This window comes from Bacillus sp. FSL R5-0416 (assembly GCF_037975425.1).
Lineage (GTDB): Bacteria > Bacillota > Bacilli > Bacillales > Bacillaceae > Bacillus > Bacillus subtilis.
In genome coordinates this window covers 530,209-545,902 of record NZ_CP150252.1, presented here as the reverse complement: position 1 = coordinate 545,902, position 15,694 = coordinate 530,209, and the positions used below count along the sequence as shown (strand labels likewise).

Annotated in this window: 19 protein-coding genes; 3 read left to right on the top strand and 16 right to left on the bottom strand. The window is 36.1% G+C overall.

Translation table 11 applies throughout. The features are described 5' to 3' along the window. The first annotated feature begins 110 nt into the window (after window positions 1–110). Entirely contained in the window at window positions 111–1,130 is a 1,020-nt protein-coding gene (locus tag NYE20_RS02865) for an LLM class flavin-dependent oxidoreductase (RefSeq protein WP_161621361.1), read from the top strand. A 487-nt stretch (window positions 1,131–1,617) separates the two neighbouring features. Here NYE20_RS02865 and NYE20_RS02860 read toward each other — a convergent pair whose 3' ends face one another. The 3 genes from NYE20_RS02860 to rapI all read right to left on the bottom strand — a co-directional run bounded on the left by NYE20_RS02860 (window position 1,618) and on the right by rapI (window position 4,098). Next, a complete protein-coding gene (locus NYE20_RS02860) occupies window positions 1,618–2,760 on the bottom strand; it encodes an FRG domain-containing protein (RefSeq protein WP_339184464.1) in 1,143 nt (380 codons plus the stop codon). Window positions 2,761–2,846: 86 nt separating this feature from the next. After that, on the bottom strand, window positions 2,847–2,966 hold the full coding sequence (gene phrI, locus NYE20_RS02855) for a phosphatase RapI inhibitor PhrI (protein WP_072173573.1): 120 nt from the start codon (window positions 2,964–2,966) through the stop codon (window positions 2,847–2,849). After that, window positions 2,923–4,098, bottom strand: coding sequence for a response regulator aspartate phosphatase RapI (rapI, locus tag NYE20_RS02850; RefSeq protein WP_339184461.1), 1,176 nt, complete (start codon window positions 4,096–4,098; stop codon window positions 2,923–2,925). Before rapI ends, phrI begins: the two co-directional genes overlap by 44 nt. A gap of 253 nt (window positions 4,099–4,351) precedes the next feature. On the opposite strand from rapI, the gene NYE20_RS02845 reads away from it, so the two are divergent. Then, complete coding sequence (locus NYE20_RS02845; protein ID WP_072174266.1) at window positions 4,352–5,050, top strand: DUF4145 domain-containing protein; 699 nt, start codon at window positions 4,352–4,354, stop codon at window positions 5,048–5,050. Window positions 5,051–5,059: 9 nt separating this feature from the next. Here NYE20_RS02845 and NYE20_RS02840 read toward each other — a convergent pair whose 3' ends face one another. The 12 genes from NYE20_RS02840 to NYE20_RS02785 form a co-directional block, all read right to left on the bottom strand. Further along, window positions 5,060–5,440, bottom strand: a complete 381-nt coding sequence (locus tag NYE20_RS02840) for a cystatin-like fold lipoprotein (RefSeq protein WP_072174285.1) — start codon at window positions 5,438–5,440, stop codon at window positions 5,060–5,062. 62 nt (window positions 5,441–5,502) lie between these two features. Further along, a complete protein-coding gene (locus NYE20_RS02835; protein ID WP_339184456.1) occupies window positions 5,503–6,009 on the bottom strand; it encodes a hypothetical protein in 507 nt (168 codons plus the stop codon). Window positions 6,010–6,023: 14 nt separating this feature from the next. Then, the gene (locus tag NYE20_RS02830) at window positions 6,024–7,013 is read right to left on the bottom strand and encodes a bifunctional lytic transglycosylase/C40 family peptidase (RefSeq protein WP_339184453.1); all 990 of its coding nucleotides are present in this window, start codon (window positions 7,011–7,013) and stop codon (window positions 6,024–6,026) included. After that, window positions 7,010–9,454: a hypothetical protein gene (locus NYE20_RS02825; RefSeq protein ID WP_339184451.1), complete on the bottom strand. Its 2,445-nt coding sequence runs from the start codon at window positions 9,452–9,454 to the stop codon at window positions 7,010–7,012. The genes NYE20_RS02830 and NYE20_RS02825 overlap by 4 nt, the downstream gene beginning before the upstream one ends. A 3-nt stretch (window positions 9,455–9,457) precedes the next feature. Then, window positions 9,458–9,784 (bottom strand): YddF family protein, encoded by a 327-nt coding sequence (locus NYE20_RS02820; RefSeq protein ID WP_033881975.1) that lies wholly within the window; start codon window positions 9,782–9,784, stop codon window positions 9,458–9,460. A 17-nt stretch (window positions 9,785–9,801) separates the two neighbouring features. After that, window positions 9,802–12,297 carry a VirB4-like ATPase ConE gene (conE, locus tag NYE20_RS02815; protein ID WP_339184448.1) on the bottom strand — a complete coding sequence of 832 codons (2,496 nt, stop codon included), beginning with the start codon at window positions 12,295–12,297 and terminating at the stop codon, window positions 9,802–9,804. After that, on the bottom strand, window positions 12,185–12,709 hold the full coding sequence (locus NYE20_RS02810) for a conjugal transfer protein (protein WP_339184445.1): 525 nt from the start codon (window positions 12,707–12,709) through the stop codon (window positions 12,185–12,187). The genes conE and NYE20_RS02810 overlap by 113 nt, the downstream gene beginning before the upstream one ends. Window positions 12,710–12,721: 12 nt before the next feature. Next, on the bottom strand, window positions 12,722–12,970 hold the full coding sequence (conC, locus tag NYE20_RS02805; RefSeq protein ID WP_003328173.1) for a transposon conjugation system subunit ConC: 249 nt from the start codon (window positions 12,968–12,970) through the stop codon (window positions 12,722–12,724). Between the two features lie 11 nt (window positions 12,971–12,981). Further along, window positions 12,982–14,046, bottom strand: a complete 1,065-nt coding sequence (locus tag NYE20_RS02800; protein ID WP_339184442.1) for a conjugal transfer protein — start codon at window positions 14,044–14,046, stop codon at window positions 12,982–12,984. A 27-nt stretch (window positions 14,047–14,073) separates the two neighbouring features. After that, a complete protein-coding gene (locus tag NYE20_RS02795) occupies window positions 14,074–14,223 on the bottom strand; it encodes a hypothetical protein (RefSeq protein WP_003328171.1) in 150 nt (49 codons plus the stop codon). A gap of 129 nt (window positions 14,224–14,352) precedes the next feature. Beyond that, window positions 14,353–14,538, bottom strand: a complete 186-nt coding sequence (locus tag NYE20_RS02790) for a hypothetical protein (RefSeq protein WP_076457331.1) — start codon at window positions 14,536–14,538, stop codon at window positions 14,353–14,355. Window positions 14,539–14,685: 147 nt separating this feature from the next. After that, on the bottom strand, window positions 14,686–14,964 hold the full coding sequence (locus tag NYE20_RS02785; RefSeq protein ID WP_076457330.1) for a hypothetical protein: 279 nt from the start codon (window positions 14,962–14,964) through the stop codon (window positions 14,686–14,688). A gap of 93 nt (window positions 14,965–15,057) precedes the next feature. On the opposite strand from NYE20_RS02785, the gene NYE20_RS02780 reads away from it, so the two are divergent. Beyond that, window positions 15,058–15,258, top strand: a complete 201-nt coding sequence (locus NYE20_RS02780; protein ID WP_339184439.1) for a hypothetical protein — start codon at window positions 15,058–15,060, stop codon at window positions 15,256–15,258. 45 nt (window positions 15,259–15,303) lie between these two features. Here the strand turns inward: NYE20_RS02780 and NYE20_RS02775 are convergent, their stop codons facing one another. Continuing rightward, window positions 15,304–15,570 (bottom strand): hypothetical protein, encoded by a 267-nt coding sequence (locus tag NYE20_RS02775; RefSeq protein WP_339184436.1) that lies wholly within the window; start codon window positions 15,568–15,570, stop codon window positions 15,304–15,306. Window positions 15,571–15,694: the final 124 nt, after the last annotated feature.

Here is a 15,694-nt window from a genome sequence, read left to right as displayed (position 1 = left end):
TTTATTTGCATGCAAATCAAAGAGGAATGTACACCATTTAATATGAGACAATTTTTCAAAATGTTTTTTCCATTGATCTTGTATAAGTTCATTATTTTAGAGGTGAAATTATGAAAAAATTTGATATATCTGTTTTATCAGTTGCTCCATTAAGACAAGGAGAAACAATGAAACAAGGGATTGATTCTGCAGTGTCATTAGCTAAAGCTGTAGATAATATGGGCTATAAACGGATTTGGTTTGCAGAGCATCATAATCACGACGCTTATGCAAGTGCAGCAACCGTATCAATTGTACAACATATATTAGCAAATACAAAAGACATTCGCGTAGGTTCAGGGGGTATTATGTTGCCAAATCATTCCCCATTAATCGTAGCGGAGCAATTTGGAACACTTGAAACATTATATCCAAATCGTGTAGATTTGGCATTAGGACGCGCACCCGGAACGGATCAAAAAACGGCCGATGTGATTCGTCGTTCCAACCATAATGGAGTGTTTTTCTTTGAAAGAGAAGTAAATGATATTTTGCGTTTTGTCGGGGATAAGAGTGTACAGGGGGAGGTTCGCGCTTATCCGGGTATTGGAACGCATGTGCCTGTTTTTGTGTTAGGATCCTCAACGGATTCAGCGGAAATTGCTGCAAAGCTTGGTTTACCCTATGCATTTGGCGCTCAATTTTCACCCCATTCGATGGAAGAAGCGCTCTCTATTTATCGAGAAAATTTCCAACCGTCTTCTTATTTACAAGAACCTTATGTGATCGCTTGCATTAATGTGATTGCAGCAGAATCTATGGACGAGGCATCTTTTATTTCTGCAAGTCATTTGCAGGTGTATATTGATATTTATACAAATAATTTAAGTAAGCTTATTCCACCCACTGAAAACTTCCTAGAATCGTTATCACAGTTTGAATTAGAAATTCTCCACAGTCGACTGGGGTATACAATCATGGGTGATCGAGAAACAATTCGTCGCGAACTAATTGATTTCCAACAAATGTATCAAGCAGATGAATTAATTGTGTTATCTAATATTTACGAATTGAGCAAGGAAATTCAGTCGTACGAGATTTTAAAACAGGTTGTGGATGAGTTGTTTAAAAAAAGAATGGAGCAACTTTAGAAATCGAGTCAGTTGTATTAGCTTATGTTCTCCTCAAGCGCGATTGTTGAACAAGAAAGAAATGGGTGATACATATTAATCATGTATAATATGTATCACCCATTAGTTTTTTTGAACGAATAGGGCATGGTTCGTTTCTTTTACAATGAACGGATATCTTTTTCCTAATAAACAGAAGGAACTGCCTACCGTTTGGATGATTACTTTAAGCAACTGGTGAGTTTTGGTGAGCAACTCTTCTCTCATAGCCGTATTTCCGCACAAAAAAATAATACCAAAGGTGGTTAAACCCTTGGTATTATTGAGATGCGGCCGAGAGGACTTGAACCTCCACGGGTTATTCACCCACTAGGCCCTCAACCTAGTGAAAACGTATCATGGGTTACAAAAGCTTTTAACCAAAGCATCTGTTTATTTTATTTACACCTATTTTCATCATTTTTCATGAATTCTGGGCACTAATTGGGCACCAAAATTCAATGATGACTTAAGAGAGTGTTTTGTAAAAATTCGATATAACAGAATAATCCTCTGAATAATCCCAGGAGTATTCCCCATCTTTTGAGTTACCAATCGGAAGAGGTTTAAACAACTCATTTAATGTAGGTCTGATCCACTGAGCTCTCATTATCCAATTTGCATTTTTGTAGTCTTCACCATTTTTCGCTATGTATATCCAAATAACATCTTGTGACTGTTGATAACCATTGAATATAGTTTTACAAATATCTTTAATTTGCTCTATGTCCTGAGGCTTTTCCAACACTACCATCAGTGAAAGCCGTTTTGCAGCACCCGTGGATACATCCATAGTATTAACAATTGTATAAATATTTTCCTTAGCATAGTTTCTGTATTTGTATTTTTCTCTTACATAATCCCCTACTGACGGTAATTCAGGGTATATAAAAGCTTTATTTATCCCTTCATTATCTAACTCTTGTTTAACTACTTTTTTATATTCATATGGGATTCGGATTTTAACTTTAATGTCACTTACTAAAGGCATAATATTTTGTCCTAGCGTACCATCAGGAGACATTTCGTTACAACAAATAGCGAATGTACCTTTTTGATTTGTGATTCGAATATTTGTTTTATCTTCATTTTGACTATATTTTATAAACGCTGGTTTTGTTGAATATTGAGTTATTTCAGGAATGGTAATGATTTCGCCATAATGTTCTTCATATTTTTTCTGTATAACAGAGAAGGTATAATCATCAATTTTAGCTAACAATGAAAGTAGACGTACATGTTTACAATCTTTCATTTCACCATTTTTATTAAAAATATAAACGATACCATCATTTTCATCATCAACATTCTCTACTGCAAAAAATAAAGCTATAAGTGGGTTTACAGTCATATCAATTAAACGAGTTGGAATATTATAATGTTGCATTTTAGCCAAATAATCAATAGGTTCATGAATGTGTTCGAATTCGTTTGGCATTATCAAAACTGACTCGGTAAAAATTTTATCTTCATTTAATACATATCCCTTATCTCTCGAAATACTTGAATTGATATCAGTATAATGAGATAGTTGACCTCTATAATATGTTTCTCCAGTTGAATGTTTTTGTACCATCTCTTTAAATTGTGACAAATTATTAACCTGTTCCATGTCTATTGATTGACTCCTTTGATTGATTACATTTATAGCCCAAAAAAGCTTAACCTTTTAATAAAGATTAAGCCTTTTTAGTACCCTTATGCCCCTACCCTATCTGCAGCCACTTTGATTTCTGTACTATGATCACTTTGCAAATAAGTTATTGAAAATACACTACTTAAAATCACTGCTGCCAATAGAATCCGGCTGATTTTCATCAATAATCTCCCCTTTTTTAATTTTTCGTCTTGCTTCAATACTCATACGATAATATTCATTAGAGAGCATTAAATTTCCTTGTTCATGAAAATAATCAGCGACTTCAATCGAAAAATTTTCAACATCAGCAAACATTTTTCTCGAAGCCAGATATGAAAATGCATTCTTTATTAATTGAGTCTCACCATCAGAAAAAAATAATCCCTCTAATATTTTGAATTTCGCTGAGTATTCCTTATCATCACTTTTATCGGCAATAAATCGCCCTTTCCTAAAGTATATCAAAGCAACATCATAATTTTGTTGTTTTGCTTCTACATAGGTTAGAGTGAATAAAGTCTTTGTTAGGAAACTGTGTTTTGATTTTTCGAAAATTTCCAACGCTAAAATTAAATGTTGTGAAGCCTTTTTATATTCTTTCAATTCATCATAACAAATCCCAATATTCATGTGTGACATTGCAATTAAATGCTCTATGTTACTTCCCTTAGAAACTTTCAAAGAATTCAGAAATTGTTCCAAGGCTCTTTCATATTCTAAAGAATCGATCAGGTTACCTGCTACGATAAATTGACAACGCACAGTTTGGACCGCATACTCTTCATACTCTCTAAATATTTTGAGAGCACGATTTGCATAATTCATGGAGAAATATGTTTGTTTCATATAATAATATACATAGGACACTTTGAAAAAAAACTCTGCTTTTTCTATTTCATCCTCAACTTCCGACAACTTTGATTCAGCTATTCGATAGGCACTTATCGCCGAAGTTAATTCTTTTCGCCTAAACTCATACATCCCCTTAAAAAAGTAAAAATAATATTCCAACATGCCAGTTAATTGCCCTTGTTTCTCAATTTCTTTTATAGTCTCATAAGCATTATTGAGATCTTCTATTTCCTTAGATTTCATATAACTCAGCATTATCTCGTGCCTAAAATCTAATAACTGATAATATAACAAGGCATCTTGGTTTTCTTCCATGTTTAGCAATTCTTTCTCTACTTCTATTTTTATAATCTCTGCCTGCTCAACTTGATCATCTTTTATTAATGTATACCAATCATTTAACTTTTTTGTGACTATGTCGTACGGAATTTTATCTTTATCTAAGAAAACACCCCGCAAGAAAATTCCCCCATCCTTACATAAATTGTGCGAATATTTACATTAATTGTATTATGTCAGAACACCCTTTATTTTACAAAGATGAATTACAAAAAGGTACGTTATATCTACTCCTTTGCGGTTTTTTTGCGGTTATACCAATACTTTTGCGACTTGACACCAATTTACAAACTTTTAGAATCATTGAATAAAATTAACAGTTCACAATAATAGTGCTATAATACGAGTAAAAAAGTTGTAGAAGGTGCTTAAAATGGTGACAATTCTTACTTGTCCACACTGCGGAAATAAGACTCCTATGAATCTGTTAAATAGATATGAAAAAGAAACTTTTGTTCCATTAGGTTTTGGTGATGATCAAGCTCAATATAATGACATATTCGAGGTGTTTGAGTGTCCGGTTTGTAACGATTTTCAACTATATCATACTCATTGGAATACTGAAGAAGCATACTTTGAGGATTATGATATCTATGAAGATGGTCAAGTTTTATTCCCTCTTTCTGAAAAGGTGAATTCATTCAGACTTCCTAAAAGTGTTAAAAGTGCATATGAATCAGCTCTAAGAGTTAGAAAGATTGATGACGTTATTTGTCTGATTTCTCTTCGTAGAACTTTAGAAATGGTATGTAAAGATAAAGGGGCTGTTAAAGGACAGCTTCATCAAAAACTTAATCAGTTACAACAACAAAACATTTTACCCCCTTTAATGGGTGACATTTCAAAGGTAATAAAAGATTTTGGAAATATGGCTGCTCATGGAGATCAAGTAGATATTGATAGTTATATAGTTGATGCTATGTTTAGATTAACAAACAAAATACTTGAATATGTCTACATATTGCCAGGGGAAATGAACGAAGCAAGATTTATATTTGAAATGAAAACTGCCAAAACATCTAGTTCAGAAGATTCGCCTCCAAATATGAATACACAGCAAAAAAAGGAGTAGAACGCAGGTCTACTCCTTTAACTTTGTTTCTTTACCTTTGGCTTCTTCATAGTCAGGTGTTTTCTTTGATAAGCCAAGACGATCATTTTCACCATTTCCAGGCATGTCGCTCATTTCTTTATACTCGTCTCCAAGTTTTTCATAGTATTTAAAAGTAGTTAATTCACGAGAAGAATCATCAGGCATATAAAATGCGAACTGAATATATTTTCCTCCATCGTAAACCCGAACTATAGAATTAGCCCTCGAAACATTTATTTTAGTATCATCACCTTTATATTCTTTATATTGATTGATTACATCATCAATCGCATCATTATATTTATTGCCGCCGCACGCAGTTAAAACGAACATCATCATCAAACTAAGGAAAATAAAAAGGTTTTTCAAAATAAACATTACCTCCTTTTTCAATATTTAGTATAAACAAACAATTCGACCTTTTCCACCTTTTATCCATTTCCCTTGACCTGCACATTATCAACTAACCAACCATCTTTCTCTTTTTTCATAGTCGTTTGAACAATCAACACTTGATTCGTAGTAACTGAATTTGCGGTTGTGGCAATTTCGACAATGTTTAAAAACAATTCATGAGATTCATCTAACGGCTTTGAATAACTCTCTAGTGAAAGTAACTCACTTTGCACACTGACTGTGTGCTTTTGATCAGAACGAGAAGGGAATGCATAGTCAAACCCTTTTCCGGTTGTGTGCTTCTTAACTGTCTCATATCGCTTATCTATATCCGAGTAATTAAAAAACGCTTCAAGAAATGCCTTGTTTTCTGAAGCGCTGCTTGTTGATTCTATATGGTTCAATTCCTTAATTATTTCTGTTAAAACTTCATTTTTATCCTTTAACTTTTCAATCTTATACGTTTGCTGTCCATTCGTAAAAAATCCAGTCAGCAATATCAATGATAAACAAGCTGTAGCCCATGCAATATGTGTTTTCATATTTTCACTCCTAGTTATTTAATACGCCCAAAGGATACAAGGTGATCTCTCCAATAACCAGATTTCAGATCAGAATATTCAATCCCACTGTCATTTGAATTAAACATTCTGCCATTGCCTACATAGATGCCGACGTGAGTAATGGCTTTTCCTTCATATGTGCCGCCAAAGAACACTAAGTCACCCGCAGTCGCTTCTTTTTCACTTATTTTCTTTGTTGCCCCATGTTGTTCTTGTGCTGTTCTCGGAAGAGTGATTCCAGCTTTCGCAAAAGACCACTGAACAAGGCCCGAACAATCAAATCCAGTTTTCGGGTTTGAACCACCCCAGGCATACGGTTGCCCTTCATATTTCAAAGCTTCTTTCATGACTGTTTCATAGAAATCCATAGAACCATTCACAGGCTTCACATTTTTATCAGAGCCTTTCACATACCTCATGACATGGTCAACGTAACTTGGGTCACCATAGCTTTTCCAGCCCATTTTAAAAGCTTGCAATCGGCTGAAATCAAGTGCCAATTTCTTTGTGTATTTCCCGCCATTCTTTTTGACATAGTCTATAAAACCAGAACCAAAGTTGTATGCCTGTAAGGTTAAACGAATATCACCGCCAGCCTGTTTAAAAACCTTCTTAAAATGTTTAATGCCGACTTCAATCGAACGTTCTGGGTCAGTTATGGAGTTGGGAGGTAAGCCGATACTTTCGGAACTTTGCATGATATCTAAAGAACGCCCACCACTTTCTTGCATGGTGAGCGCCATAATAATATTGACTTGATCAAAAACACCTTCCTGACGTGCGTACTTCTCAAATACAGCCCTAAATCGTTCGACTTCCGGTGCAATCCCGACCGTTTCATATTCGCCATCCCCGCCGCCTATAAAATCGTCTCCAACTTGATTTTCCCTTGAAATCGTCATAACCACTACGATACATAAAACAAAAAAGAAGATAAAAGGGGCCGAGAACACCAAAGGAAGAACTACCTTTTTACTTATCATCTTGTTCTTTCATCCCTTCTCAGTCGATCTTCAACTTTTGACGAGGTGCGCCTTCCAATATCATTTAAAGACACTTGTTCAAATGTATTTACGTTTTGTTCAGTTCGCTTAATCGTTTGTGATGAAGGCTGATTTTCTCTTAAAACAGCCTTACTTTCAGCAGGTGCATCCGTCTGTTTTTTCTCAGCACGAATACCATCTGAATGAACTTTTGCGGGTTCAGATGGTCTGGCTTTTCGTTCATTATTGACAACAGGTTGGTTCTCTACTTTTGTAGGTTGAGAGCTTTCAAAGCCATTCTGTGGTTCAGATTGACTCGTTATGACTTTTTGGTCTGAACGTTTGATGTCTGCTAATCTCTCTTGTGCTACAGGTTCACTTTTTGAAACAGAATCATCTTTCTGGACTTCAAAATCTTTTTGCATATCTGTTTCAGGATTCTGGTTTTGTTCTTCATAAACATACGCTTTTTGATCAGTACGTTCTGTGTCTTTATCACTCTCTTGTAAGACTGGTGCTCGATCAGAAGCAGTTTCTTCTTCATGTTGTAATGATGCATCATCAGTTTGTTGCTGGTTATCGGGCTGTTTAAGAAGCTGTTCAACATATTCTTTTTGATCTGTTCTAGCTGATTCATCCTTTTTATCCTGTAATATAGGCGCTCTTTTGGATAACTCTTCATTACCTTCTTGCAAAACGTCCTTCAGCATAGGAGAGTTTATTCCGTCTTTTCTCAATCTGTCTAAATGGGATTGCTGTTTATTTTCTTTTGCGTTCGCAAATGCTTCTTTTTGTTTCTCTTGTTCTTTCGACAGAGTTTGAGGATTTCGTTTTAAGTTTCGGCTATTATGATTAGATATTCCGTTAGCAGTCTCTTTTTGCGGGGTTCTTGAAATAGCATGAGTATTATCATACCCTATAGCAGCACCACTCGGTGAATTACCACCACTTCCACTTGAAGCAGCATTTACGCCATCAGCATTCGAACCATCTTTTCTCCCCTTAAAATTCTTTGCAAAGTCAGTAAATACGCCCCCACCGTTACCCAATGTTCCACCTATTTTTTTTGCTTGTTCCCAAGCAGGCTGAACAATGTTTTGTCTCATATTTTCCATCATATTATTATCAACTGAAACAACTTTTCCAGCAGTCACAAACTTGATAATGGCATCCCTCTTGTGAAAACCAATCCACAAGATTGAGGCAAGGACAGCAACATTTAAAAGATACATTCCAAAACCATTTGGCGGTATTAACTTGTCAACGATAAAACAAGTCACATACACAAACAGAACGATAACCCCTAACATTGCTTTCAGTAGGTAAACACTCCCCAAGCGTCCAAGGGTGACAAATCCCGAGTAAGCTAATTGGGGAACATACGCTAAGATGAAAGCGAATGGTACAAAGAATACAATCACTAGAGCGATTATTTGGAGCAAGAAGTTAAAGAAAGCTAATGCTAAAAATGGTATCCCAATGACAATAGAAGCGACCACAGCAATAAAAGATTCTCCAAGTTGATTAAAAACATTCCCAGAGGTCATAGACTCATTTTCATATTCTTCAATTTCAGTATCCTTTATATGCTTCTGTTTTTCTTTTTCTCCGTCTTTTGACAGCTTGTATGAAAGCAATTTATCGACCCTTGATAATTTCTCTTTCGAATCACCTTTTTCATTAATTTTTGCTTCACTTGTTTCTCCAAAATTCACGATTAGAAATGGCTTCATCAAAGCAATGTCAAAGTATAGATTACGCATAACTGCGACTGTGCCTTCCATTTCCTTTCCTTTTTCAATAGCAGAACTGTCAGCAAAATTCCCTTCATCTTGAACAATGCCCACCAATCCATTTCCCGCAGTTAAAAGCTTTCCTTGTGCTTCTACAGACAAGGCATTCAACGCTTTCATGTAATAACCAGCGTTTGACATCCAAAGCCCGCCGATCACCATTACACAAATAAATAGAATACTCCGTCGCATTGCTTCTTTTACGCTACCTCTCACACAGAACAGGTAGACAACATAGGCGCACGTGAAGATGAATAAGGCTTCACCGAAATTCTTTTTCAGGGTTTTATAAACTGTTTTAGAGACGTTTGTAATGGAGTTTGCGAACTCGTCTATCGGTTGCAAGTTATACAAAATATCCATCCCCGCATCAACCACACGAACAATGTTTCCCGCAAAAGAAAAAGTGACGTTTGTCAGCCCAACAAACGCCCCCTTGATTAAATCGTCAGATGCTTCATTATTCGCTTGATAGCGTGAGATAGGAAACCTTTTCACCTTCAATTCCACGCCGCCAGCTTTTTCGACTTTTGGCTGCGTCGTTGTATCTCCATCAGCCGAAAATACCGTTACAGCTGAAGCGACAGTTAAAAACAGCAACACGATAGCTGACACAATTAGAATCCTTTTTTTCTTCATCACAGCCACCTCCTAATCTAACCGAGTTAATAAATAAAATTGATATCTGGCTTTCTCTAAGTCTCTTTGCGTTAGCAGCACGTTTTCGGGATATCGTTCATACAAGGAAAAACAGATTGCTTTTTGATATTTCATATGCCTAAAAGTCTTTCGGTTTTGTTCAATCTTGATGCCTAATAATTTTTGCAGGAACTGTGCCGTTGATTTATGTCCGATAAAACTTTTGTATCGACCATCATAATGCTTTAGCCATTGTTTAACTTCTTCCAATGTAATCTTTTCAGCTTTATAAAAGCCTGGACTCGTGACCACAAGAGAGTTTAAGAAAGCTATTTCCATGTACGATTCAACCCCTTTTACAAATATTTTTCTTCCGCATATGCGACAGCTTTTTTCTCTACTGTTTTTAAAGCGCCCTGCCATTCTACGAATAGGCATTCAATCGAAATTTTGGAGGTGCGGCCATAGTAATCTTTAAATAAGCATTGACCTTGAAACATGGATTCCATCATTTTTTTGTTTTCTTTTGTGACCTCCATGTTCATCCATTTCAACACTTCTTCTCGCTCATTCGGTTCATCAAAGGCAAAGGCAACACCGAAGTTTCCAGAATCCTCTTCTTTTAAAGCGTCTTTTGTGGATTGGGAAATGAAGTATTCCGCATTGTTGTATGAGCGACCAATCCGGCGCATTTGTCTTTCAACTTTTTTTCCTTGTTGTGACGTTGTAAATATCCAAGCTTCGTCTATAAATTCAACTGTCTGTTCATCTGGATTCATACCGAATAGTTCGCAGAACTTACCAAGCGCAAACATGACAGCACTAGATTTTAGTTGTGATATGGTGTAGTTTTCAAGTCGTTCAGCATGATCTGGCAAATCCATATTTTCAACCTCTAAAATGGTGATTCGTTTTTCAAGTGACAATGCAGGGTTTGAACCATCATGAATACAAAGTTTTAAAATTGAATCTGATACAACCTCATTTAAGTAGTCGCCAGCCTTTTGTACAGCTTCTTCGGGATGGTTCTGCATCTTCCGAATAATATCCAGTGAGCCGACCTGTTCGCCTTTTTGTTTTGCCTCAATTACTTCTGATGTAGCACGAAGGAAAGCTGTGTTCACATCGTCTTTTCCTTTAAAGTCATATACTTGTTCAAAAATGACTTGAACTAGCTCTTTTGCTTTCATAGGAGGGAGGAAGGAGATAGGATCAAGCGCTCCCCAGTTGTGCGTGTTTTCATGATCTAGTGTGATATAGTTGTATTTTTCTAAATGTGCAATATATAAGGGAAAGTTCTCTCTAATGTCCTCATCATTCAGTACTCTTTGAATCCACTTTCTCATTTCCTTTTTAGGGTCTATATACAGAGATTTGATGTTTAACATGGTGATATAGATAAAAATCAATTTCGCCAGATACGACTTGCCGTTTCCTGTATCTCCTGAAATTAAACAATGGGGAGAACGTGTCTTTGAACCCTTTAACTGCTGATTGGCTAAGAACGGGTGAAATAAGACAAAATCACGACTGGACATAATGGCATTTTCTAAATCGGTGTGCTCTTGAAAACGGTCAACCCAGCCAAGAAAGAACCCGATTTTCGAACCTATATCAGAGTTAACAGCGAAAAGACCCTCTGCCACGCCGTCTTGTGTCGTTTTTTGAATCCAGTTCTTATCCGTTATGTCTAACTTTTCACCAGGAAGCATTTTGTAAAAAAGGTTCAGTTGATCAGCCACTGGAAGTCGACAAGTAATGCCAGCGCCTTTTAAATGCCTTTTGACAATCGTTGCTTTCCCCACACATTCTTTTTTTGTCTTTCCATGAACGACTATCACAGACAGCCAGTTCATCATGTGTACATCTTCTTTCTTTATTTCATCTTGTAAATGCCTTATCATTGTGGCGCTTGTGACAGTGGAAACATCACTTCGATCGCCTGTGCTTTGTTGTTCTTTTTGTTCTTCTTTCAATTGCTGTCTTTTAAGGTTGAGGGCAGGTTTTGTAATTGATTTTGATTCCGTTTGAATTTTCATCTGCACTTCGACAGGGAAAGGAAGGGACTGCGCTTCATAAAACAGATCACTTTCTGACATGTTGTGGAGAAATTCATCAATCACCACAAAAGCCGTATAGCCTTCATCTTGGTCACTATGCAGATGTAAAACTGATGGGTCAGTGGGGTCTATGATCGTGTTTGTTATTGAACGAACATCCTTTATCTCACTTTCTTCATTCGTTTGGTGCTTTAACCCACGCACAAAGTGATAACGATTAATGTATGTCATTTCTGATTCTGAAAGCCGTTCTCCGCGAACAGAAGCCATGATATTAGCTAGTGTTTCTTCGACTTCCTCATACTTTTCAAAAAAAGAGGTGGAAACATTTTGTTCCCACCCGAGCATTTTCACAACTGTATCAGTCGCCGTATTGAAAAAAGATAGTATATTGTCTTTAAGTTCCACACTAATATTTACAAGACTGCTTTTCAGTTTTACACCAAAAATGAAATCATACTTTGTTAGCCTTCCTAATCGCTGTTCTAACAGCCTTACCGTTTCTTCATTGTAGTAACGTGCCACATCCATTGCATCTGATGCAATATCTGTTTCTAAATCCTTAAATCGTTTTTCTAATTCATACTCACTTGGATACATCATCAAGTGAAAATCCTCATAGGATGTAATTTCTTCAAAAAGATGCTGCCATTTCTTTTTGTAAGACTCAACTTTTTCTTTATTTTGCATAGGAATCGAATTGCTTTTTATTCTGTAGTACGCCCACACGTCGCCCGTTCTTGTTAACAGCAAATTCTGGTGTATTGCCTTCATAGGCGTTTTTAGTCTCATTTGAATAATCCACCACCTTCACAAGTTTTCGAAACTCAATTTGTTTTTCGTTACTCAAATCAATCTTTCGATCATTGCAATACTTCTTTTGTGGGAGCTTGATGAAGAAGTAATATTTTGCGAAATCAAAGAAATATATATAGATGTTTTTGCCTTCCGGCTTTATTTTCGTTACAAGCATCGTTAAAAAAAATGGTATTCCAAAAATCACGATGACGTAACTGTTATCAAAAGCGTGAGGGAAAATCATCCTCACGCCGTACCAGAATCCAAAGCAGAGACCAACAAAAATGAAATAGTTAATAGCCGGTATTAACTCAACTGCAAAGGGTAACGAATAATTTTCAGTTAATTGCTGAATTTTCTTCGGCTCTCTCATTGCCTTCCGGTAGTTGAACACCAGACGCCCCATTCAGATGCCCCCTTACAATTTTTCCATTAGTGCATTGATCCAGCCGGAGAATTCTGACCAGTGTTTAATAACCCACGTTACCGCACTGCCAATACAGCAAACAAAGATAATGCCGCCCATTTTTAATTTCATAAGATTCTTTGCTGCTATAAACATGACTACGATCGTAATGAATTGGATAACAACATCTGATGCCCAACCTTTTACCCCTCCAAGTGTTGGAAGGTCTGCGCCAAGAATAAAGAAATTCATGAAATCCATATTTAATCCTCCTATTGATGTTTGAGTTTATTTACATAAAACTGACCGCTGTTTTCCGTAATCTCTAAACTAAATTTTTCATTTACGGGAATATCATTTTCTTTTTCCTTAAATCGAACAGCACAAAAAACCTCGAAACCTTTTTTCGTCTCGAAGATTTTCATTAACTGCACTTCCCCAAATAACAAGTTTCCTTCCAACGCTTCCGGCTTTTTCATCATATAAACCATTTCTTCTTTCTTTTCAGAAGCGTATTTCTCGAAGAAAGTATGAAGAAATGATTCGATAGATTCTTTTTTCTCGCCTGCATATTCGTCTCTAGTGTCTTCTTTGCCCTCAGAAGCAATATTGCCTTTCAGATCATAAATCTGTGTAAAGTAAGGAACAGCAGACACCGCAAAGGAATCACCTTTATTTGTGACTGGAATATTCAGCAACATTTGTTTTTCAGATTTCTCGTTTGTTTTAACCTTTTCTTTCACCTTCTTTTTTTTCTTTCCGTCTTTAACTTCTTTTTCAACTTCCTTCTCTACAGGGTAGAGATTTTCATATGTGACCTTATATTGAAAAAGGCTGTTTTTATCACCTTCTTTCACGTTATATAAGCTGTAACCCTTTAACTCTCGATCACCTTTTAAGCCATCCACATTAAAACGATCTTCATCCTCAAAATGGTTATCTTCCTGTTTCACCATGTAGCTTTCAAGACTCTGCATGCGTTTTTCAATAGATTCTTGATCGTTCTTCACATTCACATATTCATTGATAAACCCTGACAGAAAGTTTTCAGCAGCAGTCACCGAAATTTTTTGTTTATCTTCATTTGTTGGCTTATTCGCTTCGTCTTTCATGTTATTAAGTTGGGAGCGAGTATTAATTGACAGAAGCACAGCAAGCATACAGATAAACAGCAAGCCCCCTACACAAGACCACAATGTGACGGCTATCAGCTTTGACCTGTCACGAGGTACTTTTTGTTTGTCTTTTTCCGGTCTTTCAATGCGTTTCAGTTTTTGAAAGGCAGACCGAAAAAAAGACTCTTCTTTTTTATCCGAGCCAATTTCTTTATGGAGCAATTCGATTCACTCTCCTTTCATATATTTCTAAGCACTTTCCTCCTGGTTAACTTTCATGTTTCTTGTCATTTTCAAAATGGCTCTCGCCATTTTTTCATAGTTCGGTTCGTTTAACTCCGTCACAATCACTTCCACTGGCTTACCTTTAATTTCAACGACCTCAACACTCTGTTTCATGAAAGACCTCGCTTTCTTCAAACCTGTTTTGTTTTTTCAAGGAATAATAAAAAGGATGCTACACATGTAACATCCTTCTTTAGCAACTTTTATTGAATTATTGGAATATGTTTTTTATCTTTATGACTTTTAATTTGCTTGCTGTGTTTGTTTTACTGGTTCTTTGCTAAAAAGTCCAACAATGTTCCACAAGACAATTACAGAAGCTATTATTAAACGAGTGGTGCTGACTTCTTGGTTAGTAAATAATTTATAACCATATACTGATCCCAATGCAACTATGCAAAAAATATTGAACCATTTACTCCAACGCAATTAGAAAACTCCTTTTAAATTAATTACATTTCCAGACAATCTATATACGTTTATAATAGTACCAGTATTTTATTGAAAATATATAAAATTTTTCAATATTCAACCTTAAATCTTTCTTAACTGATTCTATAATACAAATCATTACTTTCACACTTGTTTCGTTTTTTCTAGGAACAGTAAAAAGGATGCTACACGATGTAACACCCTTTTTATGCTTTGATTCTCCATATAAACTTTTAAACTAGTCATTCGACCGTCCGGCAAATACCTTGTCTTGTAGAATGTGTAACGATATTCGGCAAATCCTTTTAAACGTTCACCTTCGACAACTAACATGCAATCTCTGCTTAAACTTCTCACAAAAACTAAAGAGGGGATACCCACATTAAAACCCAAGCTTTTGAAACGTTTGTCTACAGCAGACATTACACTTTCTCACCCCGATTCCCTCTATAAATAATGGATAACAAGGAAAAAAGTATGGTATATTAAATTTGACAATGTTTGGAGAGTGATAACTTGATTAAAAATCAACCTATCTTATTAGCATTATTATCAGTTGGAAGCATTCTAAATTTCATTGCAAATACTATTGAATTACCAGTTATTTTGAATTGGATAGTGTTATTACTAGGTGTTGCTATGACATTTTATAGTGCAGTGTGTCTTGTGGCAAACACAATGCAATTAAAAAAGAAAAAATTAAGTAGTGACTCATGATGTCTCAAATAAAAACAAGCATATGACAGTATGCTTGTTTTTCATCTACATATAGTAGCTAATTCCTTCAAACTCCACAATTCTTTCATCTGTCTCAGCATCTTCATCCTCCAGTATGTTGAATGTGGCATGAAGTTTGGCATTCACATTATCTATAACCGCAAGAGTTTGAACTATGACTCTTTGAGCAACATCACTGTAAAAGACATCTTCCATCATTCTTTCGATCAATTCCTCAACAATATCCAAACAGCCAAGAGACTCCAAATCACTCTCTAGTCGGGCCTGATTCAACAGATTAATGTTAAACATCTTATCCCTCCGATTTAAGTTCTTGGGTTTCACCCAAACCCACCAACGGAAGCCCGTTGGATTGCTGTTAATCTAGCCCCCTATTCCCCCGAATCATCGGGGGACTCCCTCGCCGGTAGGCAGA

Excerpts from the sequence above, each read along its gene's own strand:
- NYE20_RS02865 (WP_161621361.1), top strand. The coding sequence starts at position 111 with ATGAAAAAATTTGATATATCTGTTTTATCAGTTGCTCCATTAAGACAA.
- NYE20_RS02860 (WP_339184464.1), bottom strand. The coding sequence starts at position 2,760 with ATGGAACAGGTTAATAATTTGTCACAATTTAAAGAGATGGTACAAAAA.
- phrI (WP_072173573.1), bottom strand. The coding sequence starts at position 2,966 with ATGAAAATCAGCCGGATTCTATTGGCAGCAGTGATTTTAAGTAGTGTA.
- NYE20_RS02845 (WP_072174266.1), top strand. The coding sequence starts at position 4,352 with ATGGTGACAATTCTTACTTGTCCACACTGCGGAAATAAGACTCCTATG.
- NYE20_RS02835 (WP_339184456.1), bottom strand. The coding sequence starts at position 6,009 with ATGAAAACACATATTGCATGGGCTACAGCTTGTTTATCATTGATATTG.
- NYE20_RS02830 (WP_339184453.1), bottom strand. The coding sequence starts at position 7,013 with ATGATAAGTAAAAAGGTAGTTCTTCCTTTGGTGTTCTCGGCCCCTTTT.
- NYE20_RS02820 (WP_033881975.1), bottom strand. The coding sequence starts at position 9,784 with ATGGAAATAGCTTTCTTAAACTCTCTTGTGGTCACGAGTCCAGGCTTT.
- conE (WP_339184448.1), bottom strand. The coding sequence starts at position 12,297 with ATGAGACTAAAAACGCCTATGAAGGCAATACACCAGAATTTGCTGTTA.
- NYE20_RS02810 (WP_339184445.1), bottom strand. The coding sequence starts at position 12,709 with ATGGGGCGTCTGGTGTTCAACTACCGGAAGGCAATGAGAGAGCCGAAG.
- conC (WP_003328173.1), bottom strand. The coding sequence starts at position 12,970 with ATGGATTTCATGAATTTCTTTATTCTTGGCGCAGACCTTCCAACACTT.
- NYE20_RS02795 (WP_003328171.1), bottom strand. The coding sequence starts at position 14,223 with ATGAAACAGAGTGTTGAGGTCGTTGAAATTAAAGGTAAGCCAGTGGAA.
- NYE20_RS02785 (WP_076457330.1), bottom strand. The coding sequence starts at position 14,964 with ATGTCTGCTGTAGACAAACGTTTCAAAAGCTTGGGTTTTAATGTGGGT.
- NYE20_RS02775 (WP_339184436.1), bottom strand. The coding sequence starts at position 15,570 with ATGTTTAACATTAATCTGTTGAATCAGGCCCGACTAGAGAGTGATTTG.